We start from the raw sequence: 14,876 nt of genomic DNA, 5'->3' as shown, positions 1-14,876 counted from the left end.
GGGCGCGCTGAAGAAACTCTTGCAAGAAAATTGCGGCGCGCCAATGCCCGCTCCCGGTCAATGGCGCGCCCAGGGAGGCCATCACGACCCGTGTCGCATAGAGTAGTCACAAAACGCTTGGGCGACAGCCGGGTCTGGCGCTGATCCGGTGAACCCCTCCAGGTACTCTGTGGTGCGCCGCATCCGCTCGACCATGGGTTCGCGCACCTCTAGCGCATGGTATCCGAGCTGCATATAGTACAGGATGCGTGCGCGTGCGTCCGCGGCCATCGGCTCGAAGCCGAACCGCGCGTACATCTCTTTCACTGCCGCCAGCCGCGCCGCGTCCGCGGCGTCGATCCTTTGGCGCACGGCGCCAGAGCGCCGCGACCACTCGCGCACCGCGAAATCCAGTCCCTGGTCGAAGAGGTCAGGGTTCACGAAGCACTTAAAGAAGTTGCAGACGGCCGCGTGGATCGAATCCGCTGGCATCGCGCAATGGGCCACGATTGTGGCGGTGTTCTGTGCCTCCCAATCGTCCAGGAGCCCGTCCAGCAGGTGCTTGCGGCTCTTGAAATACCAATAAAAGCTGGACCGCGAGACGGCCAAGCGCTCGCTGATCGCCAGGACCTTCACCTCGGCCATGCCATCGGTGACTAGGATGTCTCGGGCGACGTTGATCCAATCCTCACGGGTGACCTTCACATGGCCAACCAGCGGGTCTTTGTCTGGGTCGTCGCGGTGCAGCAGGATTTTGTCGCTCATGGGTTTGGAGTATTGGACATGCCTGTCTAGACAGCAAGGGGGATCGCGCCTAGGCTCGCGCGGAATTTGCATTGGGAGGTTGGCATGAAGTCGCAATACCGCGTTGTGGTCATCGGCGGGGGCGTGGTGGGCGCGTCGGTGCTTTATCACTTGGCGAAGTTCGGCTGGACCGATGTCTGCCTGCTTGAGCGCTCGGTTCTGACGGCGGGGTCCTCCTGGCATGCGGCGGGCGGCATCCACGCGCTGAACGCTGATCCGAACATGGCCGCATTGCAGGCCTATACGATTGATCTGCTCAGCGAGGTCGAGGCCGAGAGCGGCCAGAATATCGGGCTGCACATGACCGGCGGGCTGACCATGGCGGGCACGCCGGAGCGCTGGGAATGGTTGCAATCCGCCTACCGCGTCTTTCAGTCCATCGGCATCGAGGATTGCGAGCTGGTGACCCCGGAGGAGGCGCAAAAGCGCTGCCCGATCATGTCCACCGACGGCCTGCTGGGCGGCATGTGGGCCGACCGCGAGGGCTATATCGACACGACCGGGACCGTGCATGCCTATGCGGTCGCCGCCAAGAGGCGCGGCGCGGAATATTTCGAGCACACCAAGGTCGAGGCGCTGGAGCAGGTCCATGATGGCTGGATCGTCAGGACCGACAAAGGCGACATCCGCGCCGAGCATGTGGTCAACGCGGGCGGGCTCTGGGCCAAGCAGCTGGGGCGCATGGCGGGGATCGAGCTGCCCGTCTCGCCCCTCAAGCACCATTATTTGATCTCGGACACGATCCCGCAACTAGAAGAGCTGGATTTCGAGGTGCCGATGACGGTGGACCTGGAAGGGTTCACCTATCTGCGCCAGGACCAGAAAGGCGTTCTGCTGGGCATCTATGAGGTCGACCACGAGCATTGGGCGATGGACGGCGCGCCCTGGGATTACGGCATGGAGCTGTTCCAAGAGCAGACCGACCGCATTGAGCATGAGCTCACTTGCGGGTTCGAGCGCTACCCGGCCCTGCAGGATGTTGGCGTCAAGACCTGGGTGAACGGGGCGTTCACCTTCTCGCCCGATGGCAACCCCCTGGTGGGCCCGGTGCCTGGCAAGCCGGGCTATTGGTGCGCCTGTGCTGTGATGGCGGGCTTTCTACAGGGCGGCGGTGTCGGCAAATCGCTGGCGGAATGGATGATCCATGGCCACCCAGAGGCGGATGTCTTCTGCATGGACGTGGCGCGCTATGGCAAGTTCGCCGAGAACCGGCAATACATCAAAGAGACCACCGGGCAGTTCTATTCGCGCCGCTTCGTGATGACCTATCCCAACGAGCAGCTGCCCGCCGGGCGGCCCCTAAAGATGGCCCCGGCGCATTCCGAGATGAGCGCGGCGGGCTGCCGCTGGGGGCAAAGCTGGGACCTGGAGGTGCCTTTGTACTTCGCGCCAGAGGGCTATGAAGAAGAGGGCACGCTAAAGCGCTCCAGCGCCTTCGACATCGTCGCCGCCGAGTGCAAGAACGCCCGCGAAAACGTTGGAATGGTTGATATAACCGGCTTTAGCCGTTTCGAGGTGACGGGGCCGAAGGCGCGGGAATGGCTCGACGGGTTGATGGCGTCCAAGATCCCCGAGGCCGGGCGCGCGGGCCTTGCACCGATGCTGGCCGACGACGGGCGGCTGAAGGGCGACCTGACTGTGATGAACTGGGGCGATGGCAGCTTTTGGATCATGGGCAGCTATTACCTGCGCGCCTGGCATATGCGCTGGTTTGACGATCACATGATGGATGGCGTGCAGGTGCGCGACCTGGGCGAGGAGATGGCCGGTTTCGCCCTGACCGGGCCCAACAGCCGCAAGGTGCTGCAAGAGCTGGTCGCGCATGACCTGGCGCCGATGCCGTTCATGGGCTGCGCCAGCTTTGATGTCGGCATGATCTGGGGCCGCGTGGCGCGCATGAGCGTGGCGGGCGAGCTGGGCTACGAGATCAACTGCCGCATGGGCGACCATATCACGCTGCGCCGGACGCTTCTGGAGGCCGGCGCCAAATTCGGCCTGCAGGAATACGGGTTCAACGCCATGCTGTCGCTGCGGCTGGAGAAGAGCTTTGGCATCTGGTCGGCGGAGTTCACCCAGCTTTACACCGCGGCGCAGACCGGCATGGATCGCTGGATCGACTGGGACAAGGACTTCGTCGGCAAGGCGGCCGCCATGGCCGAGCGCGAGGGCAACGGCCCGGCGCAGGTGGTGGTGACGCTCGAGGTGGAGGCCAGGGACGCCGATGCCAGCGGTTATGAGCCCATCTGGGCGGGCGACAAGCGTGTGGGCTTTGTGACCTCGGGCGGGTTTGGCCACACGATTGGCAAGTCCCTGGCCATGGCGATGGTGGACCGCGAGCACGCTGCTGAGGGTAGCGAATTGAGCGTGCATGTCGTGGGTGTGGAGCGCCCGGCGCGGGTGATCGCGCCGTCGCCCTACGACCCTTCTGGGAGAGCGATGCGCGGATAAGCCGCTGGATATGTTGATGAATTATTAACTGGAGGGGCGGATACTGAAAATGGGTGGGCAACGTTGCTCTTTTGCAGGGTTCCCCAACCACCACCCGTTTAGGGTGGCATGATTCGCCCTAATATTTTCCAAAGATTTCACCTCGGGCCCGCCCTCTGCGGCATCTCGCCCGGGGCGCAGAGGAGGGCGGAACCATGGCGCGACGCGGCAGGAAAGCACATCTGGAGGACAGCTCCCCCAAGCGGCGGGTGAACTACCGCCAGCTTAAGAACCCGTTCCCGCCGATGGACGTGTTCTCGTCGGATGAGATCGCCAGCATGCATGACGCCGCACTGCGTGCGCTGGAGGAGCTGGGCATGCGCGTGCTTCTGCCCGAGGCCCGAAAGATCTTTATTGCGGGCGGTGCAAGGGCTGACGGCGATATGATCTATATCGGCCGCGAGATGGTCGAGGCGGCCCTGGCAAGCGCGCCGAAATCGATCCTGGCGCGGGCCGGCGCGCGCGACCGTGACGTGCTCTTGGAGCTGGGGAGCCTGGTCTTTCAGCCCGGCGCCGGGGCCCCGCATGCGACGGATCTGACACGGGGGCGGCGCCCCGGCACGGCGCGGGACTTCAAGGAACTCGTCCAGTTGACGCATCACTATGACGTGCTGCAGATGATGCCGCCACTGATTGAGCCGCAGGACGTGCCCACGCATCTGCGGCATTACTTCACCATGCGGGCGCAGTTGGAATTGAGCGACAAGCTCCCCTTTGTCTTCTCACGCGGCACGCCCCAGGTGCGCGAAAGCTTCGAGATGCTGCGGGACTTCCGCGGGCTGAGCGACGCGGATTTCCACGCCGCGCCGCATTGCTACACGATCATCAACACCAACTCGCCGCGCACGCTGGATATCCCCATGGCGCATGGGGTGATTGATTTCGCGCGGGCGGGGCAGGTCTCGATCATCACGCCGTTTACGCTGATGGGGGCGATGGCGCCGATCACGGTGGCGGGGGCGGTCACGCTCAGCCATGCCGAGGCGCTGGCGGCGATCACGCTGGGCCAGCTCGCCCGCCCCGGCGCGCCAATATGCTACGGCACGTTTACCAGCAATGTGGATATGAGGTCCGGCGCACCCGCCTTTGGCACGCCCACGCATTTCCAGGCCTCGCTGGCAGCGGGTCAGCTCGCGCGGATGATCGGACTGCCCTGGCGTTCTGCTGCGGGCTCGGCGGCGAATATCAACGACGTGCAGGCCGCCAACGAGAACCAGTTCGGGCTGTGGGGCTGTCTGATGGCGGGGGCGGCCGTGGTGATCCATTCCGCTGGCTGGTTGGAGGGCGGGCTAACCGTCAGCTACGAAAAACTGATCTGCGATGTGGAGATCCTGAACATGGTGGCAGAGCTTTGCGCGGGCGCTCAGGCGGGCGCGGCCGAGATCGGCTTTGATGCGCTGCAAGAGGTCCAACCGCAGGGGCATTTCTTTGCCGCGGCCCAGACGATGGCGCGCTATAACACGGAGTTCTACGAGCCGGTCGTGCACGACTACGCCAATTTCGGCACATGGACCGAGCGTGGCGCCGAGGATGCCTCGGCCCGTGCGACGCGTGTCTGGCAGGATATCCTCGCCGCGGATCAGCGTCCGCGGGTCGACGGCACCCGGCTGGAGGCGCTGAAAGACTACATCGCTCGACGCACCGACGCGGGTGGCGCCGCGCCGGAGAGTTAATCGCAAGGACTGAGAACGGCGGTCATCAGTTGCGATGACGGTGCCCCGGGCGTCGGAAGCTTTGAAAGCTTCCGACGCCCGCGAAGGCCGGTCACATTGACAGTACGTTGAATCGGGTGCAGGCGCGGCCCTAGAACGGGATCTCGTCGTCAATGTCGCCCGCCGGGGCCCCACCACCAAAGTTGCCGCCTTGCTGGCTGCCACCGCCGCCGAAATTGCCGCCGCCAGAGCGGTCTTCGATATAGCCGCCGCCGCCACCGCCGCCGCCAAAGTCACCACCGCCGCCGCCACCGCGCGGATCAAGCATCACCAAGCTGCCGCCGAAGCCCTGCAGCACCACCTCGGTCGAATAGCGATCCGCGCCGGATTGGTCCTGCCATTTGCGGGTCTGTAGCTGGCCCTCGATATAGACCTTTGAGCCCTTCTTGAGGTATTGCTCGCAGACGCGCACCAGCCCCTCTTGAAAGATCGCAACCGAGTGCCACTCGGTCTTTTCGCGGCGCTCGCCGGTGTTGCGGTCCTTCCAGGTCTCAGAAGTCGCGATGCGCAGGTTGCAGACCTTGCCGCCGTTCTGGAATGTGCGGACCTCGGGGTCGCGCCCTAAGTTCCCGATCAACATCACCTTGTTTAACGACCCGGCCATGCCATGCTCCTTACGAATCTCATCTCTCGGATGGCAGTTACACCACCGGATCAAGGTAAAGGGAAGGTAAATATCGCGTCGTTCGGAGCCGGGGCCGCAAAATCGTGAGGCCCTTGGGGCTGGCTCCCGCGGCAGAAAGAGCTATAGTACGCGCTGAGCGAGGGGGCTGGTCTCATGCGAATTCTTGTGAGCCTTTTTATCATGATATCGATTATAGCCATGCCTGATTTGGGCGCGGAGGATGGGGTTACGTTCGGCTCTAAAAACCGCAAGTTGCTGTTCAAGAACCAGACCAGTGTGCTCGACAGCCGCGCGTCCACGCAATACGCCGCGTCGGTGCGCCTGCAGCCGCGCAACTTTGACTATTTGACCGACGCGGGCCCGGCCTTTCGCGGCAAGTACAACGGCCCATACCTGGCGATGGCCCGCGCGGCGGCGTCTCGGCACGGGGTGCCAGAGGATCTGTTCCTGCGGCTGGTGCAGCAGGAAAGCGGCTGGAAGCCCACCGCCAAATCGCACAAGGGCGCCTACGGCCTTGCGCAGCTGATGCCCGCAACAGCGCGCGCGCTTGGGGTGGACCGGTTGGACCCTTACGAGAATCTGGACGGCGGCGCGAAGTACCTGCGGCAACAATACGACCGGTTCAAATCCTGGCGCCTGGCGCTTGCGGCTTATAATGCCGGTCCCGGCGCGGTGGAGAAATATGGCGGCGTGCCGCCCTATAAAGAGACCAAGAACTACGTGCGGATCATCTGGGGCAGCTGACGCGCCGCGGCGCCCTCCCGGATCTATGATCCGGCACGAATCGCTGAGATTCCCCTAACTTCGCCCATCGCTCTCCCGGCGTCGCCACGGCCACCGAATGATCACTCATCGTCATGCCCAACAGCCCCCCTTCGGCGAGCTTAGGACTGGGTGCGAAACGGCACATTTTACAATAATTTGGTCGTCCACTATTGGTATTTAACATATCATGCCGTATCCGGTATTGAACTTAGCCAGCCAATGACGCGTGCATCCCCGGAAAGCGCGACGCGGGCAGAATTTATGCGAAGAAGGTAAGCGGGCAGGGTGTGTGTCTAAGGTCAAAGATTTAATCTAAAGGGGCTCGCGCAATCTGGAGGGAATTTGGACTGCGTACCTCATCACAGCCGACCGATATTCGTAGGTCTGGCGCGTGGTGCGGACTAGGAACTAGGTGAATGTCGGAAATAGTGAGTTATCAATCTGCTTTTTGTGTGCCGGGAGATCGAGTCAATAGGCAGATAACGACGTTCGGCATTTTCGACGAGCATGGAAGTCTTGTCGAAAATGCAGAGATAAGAACATCTTCATGGACAAACGCTCCGCCCAAAAAAATTCGAGAGACCCGTAGCGAGTTGCAGATCTTCGGGCCAGCGATGTTTGCTGGCAGCGCTGACAAGCAATTCGGGTTCGTTCTTTTGAACTCTCTTGGACGGCTTTGGGCGCTCGACGCACTGCCGCCAGAAACAACCATAGTGTACACTCACAAGACCCCAAATAGATTCATAGTATACCAGTATGTCGCGATGATCTTGCGGTCACTTGGGATCCACAATCCAATTTTGGCCTTGAGGGTCAAAACACATTTCGAAACATTGCATGTCCCGAAGGAAATTTTTGGCGAAGTCAAAGGGGGCTGTGGGACTTCGGAATTCTATGAGTGGATCGATAGGAAATGGAACTGTCAACAGGTCCCCAAAAAGGGACGAAAACTATATGTAACGCGTTCTGCGCTCGGGCAAAAGGCCGGCCGATACGCTTGTGAGGATCATTTGGAACGGCTCCTTCAAGAGGAAGGGTATGAAATATATGCGCCTGAGCAGCATCCAATTCTTCACCAGATTGAGACCTTTCTTTCCGCCGAGAAACTGATTTTCGCTGAAGGCTCGGCACTGCATCTGTTTTCCCTTATTCGACAACCTCATCAAATATCAGCGGTCATTATGCGCCGTCATAATTTTCCGCAGGTTCTGACGAACCAAATGGCTGACCGGACAGGTCCAGCGACGGCTGCGATTGACGCAATCGTGACTATTGGTTGGCCCCCTTTACACGGCGCTCATCAATCGCGTGCCGAATTGAATTTCTCGACCCTACGCGATCAGCTTGTATCGGCGGATTTCATCTCGGGTCACACATGGAAAAATCCATCAGCTGAAAGCATCTCGACGTCTATGCGCGCGGGTCTTTCGTCAGATGAAAAACTTATGACTAGAGCCGAGCATAGAGCTTGGAGAAGGGCACGACGTGGATTATCGGACTGACGATTTCAATCAAGCTAACGGAATGCGATATGTTCGTTTCCTATCGAATATTCTGGATCGCCATATCTTCGATTGGTACCTGGAAGTTGGATGCCGAACCGGCCGAATATTCCAGAGATCGCGCGGCAAGACGATTGCCGTTGATCCGTATTTTCAGGTGGAGAGAAATGTCATTGGGGTAAAGCCTGGCCTTCATATTTTCCAGGAAACGAGCGATGATTTCTACGCGTCGAATTTTTTGAAGGCCATGAAGGTCAAACTATCCTTTTCCTTTCTGGACGGGATGCATTTGTTCGAGTTTCTTTTGAGGGACTTTATCGAAACAGAGAAGCATAGCACAGCTGACAGCGTGATAGCTTTGCACGATTGTTGCCCGTTCTCGCATGAAATGACGACACGGGATCTGGAAAACTTACCCGACGGAAACTGGACCGGTGATGTCTGGAAGCTTATCCCCATACTCAAGAAGTATCGCCCCGAATTGAATGTCAGAGTTCTCGATTGCGCCCCAACGGGCTTGGTTTTGGTAAGTGGTCTTAAGCCGAAGTCTCGAGTTCTTAAAGAATCCTATGATGAGATCGTTGCTGAGTTCGAAAGCATCGACCTGAAGACGTTCGGTGTGGACAGTTTCAATGGATTATTTGAATACGAGAGCGCGAAAGACCTACTGGCCGAAAGCCATGTTTTGTTTGACAAAGTCTCACAAGGGCCAGACGCAGTTCTTACGCCAACGAAAATCACGCCTTGAGGCAGGGCTTCCCTAACGTTTAACCTCTATGGGCATCACGTAACATCCGATAGCAGCTGCGCAGGATGGGGCGGCGATCCAAGCCGGAACACCGTCCCTTGGGGCCGCCCCTTAAGCGTTGGCGCGGCAATAGCAGCTTGCCTTGATCTCAATATCCGACCGGGCCATGGCTAGATCAAGCTGCGCACGCACGTGATTGATCTCTTGATCCTCATTTCGCTTGGCCAAGCACTCGTGCAACCCGTGCAGGGCCCAAACGTTGCCTGGGTGTTGGCACGGGCGGGCCAGCGTGGCGTCTAGGCCCAGATCGGCGCGATACACGGACTCGGCCTCCTCGTAGTGCTGCTGATCCATCAACAGACCGCCAAGCGCGTGCCGAGCGGGCTGCATCCAGCCCCAGGGCTCATCATAAATGAGCCCATCATCCAGGCGCACCGCATCTCGGAGATGCTCTAGCCCCTCAGCATGGCGCGCGGCCTTATAGGCCAGCTCGCCCAGCAGCATTGCCTCGGCGACCTCAAGCACTGCGGCGCAGGGGTTGTTGAACATGTAGCGGTCCTCGGGCACGGCGTCCCGCGCCGCCATGAACGCGTCACGCGCGGCTTCTGCCTCGGCGATGCGATCCAGATTGGCCAAGGCCACGCCGCGCGCATAATGCGTCAGCGCCGTGGTAAAGCAGTATAGCTCCGTATCCGAGGGCAGCTCTAGCGCCAGGATTTCCTCCCACTTGCCAAACCGCACCAGGATATGGCGGTCCATTGCGACGAAGGCCTCAAACAGCTCCGGCAGGTAGCGCACGGTGGCTTCGGGCAGGGCGTCGCGCAGCGCCGCGCAAGCCTCCAACGCTGGCGTGGGCTGGCCTAGAAACATCGCGCCATAGGCGATGAAATGGATATTGTGGATGCGGTATACGGTGTAGAAATTCTCACTCCCCGCCTGCGCCTCATAGGCCTTGTCCACCTGCGCCGCCACCTTGTTGCGCGCAATCACGTTTTGGTAGTCGCCGCAGAGCACGTCGATATGGGTGGCCATGTGCACCAGATGACCGGCATCCGGGCAAAGCGTCATCAGCCGGTCGCCATGCCGCAGCGCCTTTTCGGGCCAGGGCGACATCTCCATGAGGTGGATGTAGAGGTGCAGCAGACCGGGGTGGTCCCAGGCGCCGGGCAGGTTGTCAAAGGCGTTTTCAATAACGCGCCGGGCCTCCTCGGTGTCCGCGCCCTCCGCTGGCTGCCCGCTGGCGAGGTCCCAGAGGGCCCAAGGCGTGCGGTTCATCATCGCTTCGACAAAGACGGACGTCACATCAAGGTCATCCGGGAAGAGGTTGTGAACTCTGCGCATTTCAGCGGCGAAGGCGTCATTGAACGGGCGAAAATCCTCCAGCGTGGGATCGGTCGGGTAACGCGCGGCCAGCGCCTCGATCAACGCCATCTCGGGCTCGGAACCACCGGCGTCTTTGCCCAAGGCCAGCGCGGCATGGGCGCGGTCGAGCATCTGCTGACGTTCCTCAACCGCGTAAAAATCCCATTCCTGGTTGTAGTGCGGGCCGACCGCGAAGGCGATGCCCCAATGCGCCAATGCGCAGCTTGGATCAGCGCTCAGCGCGCGTTCGAAACAGCGGATCGCCTCGGCATGGTTGAAGCCGAAAACCCAAATGAGCCCCCGATCGAACCAGGTATGAGCCTCTGGTGTCGCGTTTGAGAGTGCCCGCGAATAGTCTCCAAGATCATAATAAGACATATTTACCCCCATCAATGTGGCGGCAGTATACACTAAATTAGCGTCCCTCGGGGCCGGAATATTGCCGCTCAACCTTGGCCACGCGCAGGGTGTAATGGCTGTACCATTTGTCCTTGCCCATGGATTGCGCGACCAGGTGCTTGGCGTCGGCCTTCCAGGCCAGCAGCGCCGCCTCGCTGTCCCAGTAGCTAACCGTGATCCCAAGCCCCGCGCCGTCGCGGGTGGTCTCCATGCCGATACAGCCGGGCTGCTCTAGCGCGCGGGCCGCGATCACGTCGGCCATGGCGCCATAGCCCTCGGTGTCATCGGATTGCTGCGCGGTGAAGATCACCGCCCAATAGGGCGGCTCGGGCAGGGGGGCGAAACGGGACATAAAAGAGCTCCGGAAAGGCTACCTGCCGGAGCCTACACCGGATCGCAACAAACCTGAATCAGGTTTTCAGGAACGCTTTGGAAGTTTGCCATCCAGGCGCAAGCTACTCTCCCGCGATCTGGCGCGCGTAGTCCTCGGCATCGAACCAACCGCGCGAGGCCTTCACCTTAAGATCCGGGCCGAGATCCCACTCCTCCCAACCTGACACGCGCAAAGGGTTCTTGGTCTCTGTGTCATGCCCGGTGAAGGTCCATTGGAACACCGCGTGGTCCCCCGCGACAAGCACCCCGTCGCATGTCAGTTCAAGGTCCGGCACCGCGGCGTAGAAACCCGCGACCATCGCCTGCATCGCGGCTGTGCCCATATGCGGGTCACCTTTGTTGATCACGATGCCCGCATCGGGCGCATAGAAGGACGCCACCTTTGCCGGATCGCCGGAATTCCAGGCCTCGGTGTAATCCGCCGACATGCGCTCGATTGCCTGGGGGTCCAATGCCATGTTCCAAATTCCTTTCCGAGCCCTGCACAAGATGCGCGGGGCAATAAGCAGAGAGGGCGGGTGGCCCGCCCCCTCCTATGCGTTGTTACTCCGCTGCGACCTTGATCACCGGCATCATCTCGGCCAGCAGATCATTCGAGAGGTGGCATTTGATCTGGTGCCCGTCCGCCAGGGTCTTCTGCTCTGGGATCTCCGTCTCGCAAAGCCCGCCAGGCACCTTATCCTTCCACCGGCAGCGCGTCTGGAACGGGCAGCCCGGTGGCGGGTTCATTGCCGAGGGGATGTCGCCTTCGAGCACGATATGCTGCTTTTCGATCTTGGTGTCCGCGATGGGCACGGCCGACAGAAGCGCCTCGGTATAGGGGTGGTAGGGTGGGGCGAAGACCTGCTCGGTATCGCCCAGCTCGACCACATGGCCCAGATACATCACCATCACGCGGTCGCTGAGGTAGCGCACAATCGACAGGTCATGCGAGATGAAGAGCAGCGTCGTCTTCTCCTCGCGCTGGATCTCCATCAGAAGATCCGTCACCGCCGCCTGCACCGACACATCCAGCGCCGAGACCGGCTCGTCCGCCACCACGATCCGCGCGCCGCCGGCGAAGGCCCGCGCGATGCCCACGCGCTGCTTCTGGCCGCCCGAGAGCTGCCGCGGCATACGTTCGGCGAACTCGCGGGGCAGCTTCACCAGGTCGAGCAGCTCCAGCATCCGATCATGGCGCGCCTTGTCGTTGTCGCCGATGCCAAAGATCTCCAGCGCGCGAATGATCTGCCGCCCGACCGTCATCGACGGGTTCAGCGTGTCAAACGGGTTCTGGAACACCATCTGCACCGAGCCCACGGTCTTGGTGTCGCGCTCCTCGATGGGCACCGCCTCGATGTTGCGGTTGTCCAAAAGGATCTGGCCGTCCGTGGCGGTCTCTAGCCCCATCAGCACCTTGGCGAAGGTGGACTTGCCGCAGCCGGATTCGCCGACGATGGCCAGGGTCTCGGATTCGCGCGCCTCGAAGGACAGCGTCTCGTTGGCCTTGACCACCTTCTTGTCGCCGCCCCCGAACAAGGCGTTCGCGGCCACCTCGTAGTGTTTCTTGAGGTTGTCCATCTTCAGGACGACATCGCCGACCTTGGCCTTCTCCTTTTGCTCGGTGACGACCATCGGCGCGTCCCAGTCGATCTCCTGCCATTTCAGGCAGCGGCTGCCATGGCGGTCATCGCCGGGCACGTCCGACATAAAGATGTCGCCCTGGTTGCAGCGCCCGTCCTCGAAATAGTCACAGCGCGGGCCAAAGTTGCAGCCCGGCGGGCGCTCGTGCGGCAGCGGGAAGTTGCCCGGGATCGCCTTGAGAGGCCGCGCGTTCTTGTCGGCGCCGGGCAGGGGGATCGAACGGAACAGCGCCTGCGTATAGGGGTGGCGCATTTTATCGAACACGTCCTCGATCGAGCCGGTCTCGACCGCCTCGCCGGAATACATCACGCAGATGCGGTCGCAGGTCTCCAGCACCAGGCCCAGGTTGTGCGAGATAAACAGCATCGAGGTGCCGTATTTCTTGCCCAGGTCCTTGACCAGCTCGACCACGGCGGCCTCCACCGTCACGTCAAGCGCGGTGGTGGGCTCGTCCAGGATCAGCAGGCTGGGGTTGGCCATCAGCGCCATCGCGATCACGATCCGCTGTTGCTGCCCCCCCGAGAGCTGGTGCGGGAAGCTGTCCAGCATCCGCTTTGGGTCGGGCAGCTTCACATCCGTGACCACCTCCAGCGCGCGGGCATAGGCCTCTTCCTGGCCCACGCCCTCATGGATCATCGGCACTTCCATCAGCTGTTTGCCGATCTTCATCGCCGGGTTCAGCGAGGCCATGGGCTCTTGGTAGATCATCGCGATCTCGTTGCCGCGAAGATGGTTGAGATCCTCCATCGACATCTCGTTCAGGTCGCGGCCCTTGAACTTGATCGAGCCGCCAACGATGCGCCCGTTCACACCCAGGTCCTGCATCACCCCCAGCGCCACGGTGGACTTGCCACAGCCGCTCTCGCCGACGAGGCCCATCGCCTCGCCGGGTCGCACGGTGCAGGAAAAATCCATCACCGCCGGGATCTCGCGCAGCCTGGTGAAGAAGGAGATCGAGAGCTTGTCGATCTCCAGGATCGGGCCGTCATATTCCTCTTTAGACATGATAGCCTCCTAGTCCTTCAGGGATTCTTCGCGCAGGCCATCGGCCAGCAGGTTCAGGCCAAGCACCAGGCTCAGAAGCGAGAGCGCGGGCGGCAGGGCCGGATGCAGGTAGATCGACAAGAGCTTGCGCCCGTCATTGATGGTCGAGCCCCAGTCCGGGCTTTCCGGCGGCAGGCCCAGGCCAAAGAAGCCCAAGGTGCCAAGCAGGATGGTCACATAGCCAATCCGCAGGCAGAAATCGACGATCAACGGCCCCCGCGCATTTGGCAAGATCTCCCACAGCATGATGTACCAGGCGCCCTCGCCGCGGGTCTGGGCGGCGGCCACATAGTCCCGCGTCTTGATGTCCAGCGCCAGCCCGCGCACGATCCTAAAGACCGTGGGCGAGTTCACAAAGACCACCGCGACGAAGACCACCAGCACCCCGCCGGGGATATCAAAGAGGTCCATCCAGGCCGGCAGCAGGTCCACGACCGTGCCGCGCTCCCATTCCGAGACCATCGAGGCGTAAAGCCAGAAGCCCACCGCCAGCACGATGATCAGCAGCGGCGTGCGCACCGAGGGCTGCGTGTGGTAGCGGCTGTTCAGCAAGACCCCGATGAATATCAGCGGGAAGGCGAACAGGACCGCCGCCATATAGGCCGGGATGCCCGTGGCGCGGATCTCTGGTGTCACCAACAGATAGAACAGCAGGATCACCGGGAAGGCCAGGATCAAGTTGGCCGCGAAGGACAGCAGCGTGTCGAAGCGACCGCCGTAATAACCCGCCGGCAGGCCCAGCGTGATGCCGACCATAAAGGCGAAGATCGTCGCCAGCGGCGCAATCGCAATCACGATGGGCGCGCCCTTGATCACACGGGTGAACACGTCTCGCGCCAGGTTGTCGCCGCCCAGCAGATACCAGGCATAGTCGCCCTCTTCGGCGCCGCGCAGCGGCGTGCCGGGCACCTTGTTCTTCATGCCCGAATACTGCTCTAGCGGCTCGTGGGTCGCGATCATGTCGAAAAGACCGGTGAAGATCGCGGTGAAGACCCAGAACAGCACCAGGCCAAGCCCGATCATGCCCACCGGGCTGTCAAACAGCTTGCCGTAAAGACCCAGCCTGCGCTTATAGACCATCGACGCCGCGAAGGTCAGGATCAAGGCGATCCAAACCGGCGCCATCTGCGCCGAGAGCGCGCCGATGATGCCCGCGCCGCGATGGCCCAGGAACATGCCCACCACGATGTAGCCCAGCACCACCGCCACCAACGCATAGAAGCTGTATTTCAGCGCATTGTTGCTCAGCCCGGTAAAGCCCGCCTCGGCGACGGCAACGCCGTCCTCGCCATAGCGGATCCGGTCGGCCCCGGCGAAGGTCGTGGCCAGGAATTGCACCACCACCGAGACCACAAAGGCGATCACGGCGATCAAAAGAAGCGGGTTCAGAACTGTGCCCAGCCCGCCTGTCCAAGTAAGAGGTTCCATTGCTC

At 61.4% G+C, this 14,876-nt stretch carries 12 protein-coding genes; 5 read left to right on the top strand and 7 right to left on the bottom strand.

Annotation, left to right across the window (positions count from 1 at the left end; translation table 11 throughout):
- Positions 1-81 precede the first annotated feature (81 nt).
- Positions 82-744: a TetR/AcrR family transcriptional regulator gene (locus AIOL_RS11235; RefSeq protein WP_049643055.1), complete on the bottom strand. Its 663-nt coding sequence runs from the start codon at positions 742-744 to the stop codon at positions 82-84.
- Positions 745-828: 84 nt separating this feature from the next.
- On the opposite strand from AIOL_RS11235, the gene AIOL_RS11230 reads away from it, so the two are divergent.
- The gene (locus AIOL_RS11230) at positions 829-3,231 is read left to right on the top strand and encodes a GcvT family protein (protein ID WP_049643054.1); all 2,403 of its coding nucleotides are present in this window, start codon (positions 829-831) and stop codon (positions 3,229-3,231) included.
- A gap of 194 nt (positions 3,232-3,425) precedes the next feature.
- Complete coding sequence (locus AIOL_RS11225) at positions 3,426-4,943, top strand: trimethylamine methyltransferase family protein (RefSeq protein WP_049643053.1); 1,518 nt, start codon at positions 3,426-3,428, stop codon at positions 4,941-4,943.
- A 130-nt stretch (positions 4,944-5,073) separates the two neighbouring features.
- Here the strand turns inward: AIOL_RS11225 and ssb are convergent, their stop codons facing one another.
- Positions 5,074-5,586, bottom strand: coding sequence for a single-stranded DNA-binding protein (gene ssb / locus AIOL_RS11220; RefSeq protein ID WP_049643052.1), 513 nt, complete (start codon positions 5,584-5,586; stop codon positions 5,074-5,076).
- 219 nt (positions 5,587-5,805) lie between these two features.
- Between ssb and AIOL_RS11215 the strand changes: the two genes are divergently transcribed.
- From AIOL_RS11215 to AIOL_RS11205, 3 genes are all read left to right on the top strand, one after another.
- Positions 5,806-6,351: a lytic transglycosylase domain-containing protein gene (locus AIOL_RS11215; protein ID WP_235438984.1), complete on the top strand. Its 546-nt coding sequence runs from the start codon at positions 5,806-5,808 to the stop codon at positions 6,349-6,351.
- A 437-nt stretch (positions 6,352-6,788) separates the two neighbouring features.
- Positions 6,789-7,874, top strand: coding sequence for a glycosyltransferase 61 family protein (locus AIOL_RS24435; RefSeq protein WP_082152547.1), 1,086 nt, complete (start codon positions 6,789-6,791; stop codon positions 7,872-7,874).
- Positions 7,858-8,622: a hypothetical protein gene (locus AIOL_RS11205; protein ID WP_152912489.1), complete on the top strand. Its 765-nt coding sequence runs from the start codon at positions 7,858-7,860 to the stop codon at positions 8,620-8,622. The genes AIOL_RS24435 and AIOL_RS11205 overlap by 17 nt, the downstream gene beginning before the upstream one ends.
- A 111-nt stretch (positions 8,623-8,733) precedes the next feature.
- Here the strand turns inward: AIOL_RS11205 and AIOL_RS11200 are convergent, their stop codons facing one another.
- The 5 genes from AIOL_RS11200 to AIOL_RS11180 form a co-directional block, all read right to left on the bottom strand.
- Positions 8,734-10,362: a tetratricopeptide repeat protein gene (locus tag AIOL_RS11200; protein WP_049643049.1), complete on the bottom strand. Its 1,629-nt coding sequence runs from the start codon at positions 10,360-10,362 to the stop codon at positions 8,734-8,736.
- 37 nt (positions 10,363-10,399) lie between these two features.
- Complete coding sequence (locus AIOL_RS11195) at positions 10,400-10,735, bottom strand: antibiotic biosynthesis monooxygenase family protein (RefSeq protein WP_049643048.1); 336 nt, start codon at positions 10,733-10,735, stop codon at positions 10,400-10,402.
- Positions 10,736-10,838: 103 nt separating this feature from the next.
- Positions 10,839-11,234: a nuclear transport factor 2 family protein gene (locus AIOL_RS11190; RefSeq protein WP_049643047.1), complete on the bottom strand. Its 396-nt coding sequence runs from the start codon at positions 11,232-11,234 to the stop codon at positions 10,839-10,841.
- A gap of 85 nt (positions 11,235-11,319) precedes the next feature.
- On the bottom strand, positions 11,320-13,404 hold the full coding sequence (locus AIOL_RS11185; RefSeq protein WP_049643046.1) for a dipeptide ABC transporter ATP-binding protein: 2,085 nt from the start codon (positions 13,402-13,404) through the stop codon (positions 11,320-11,322).
- A 9-nt stretch (positions 13,405-13,413) separates the two neighbouring features.
- The gene (locus AIOL_RS11180; protein ID WP_049643045.1) at positions 13,414-14,871 is read right to left on the bottom strand and encodes an ABC transporter permease; all 1,458 of its coding nucleotides are present in this window, start codon (positions 14,869-14,871) and stop codon (positions 13,414-13,416) included.
- Positions 14,872-14,876: the final 5 nt, after the last annotated feature.

This window comes from Candidatus Rhodobacter oscarellae (assembly GCF_001078595.1).
Taxonomy (GTDB): domain Bacteria; phylum Pseudomonadota; class Alphaproteobacteria; order Rhodobacterales; family Rhodobacteraceae; genus Rhodobacter_B; species Rhodobacter_B oscarellae.
The sequence above is the reverse complement of the archived record's forward strand: the minus strand, read 5'-3'. Positions and strand labels throughout refer to the sequence as shown.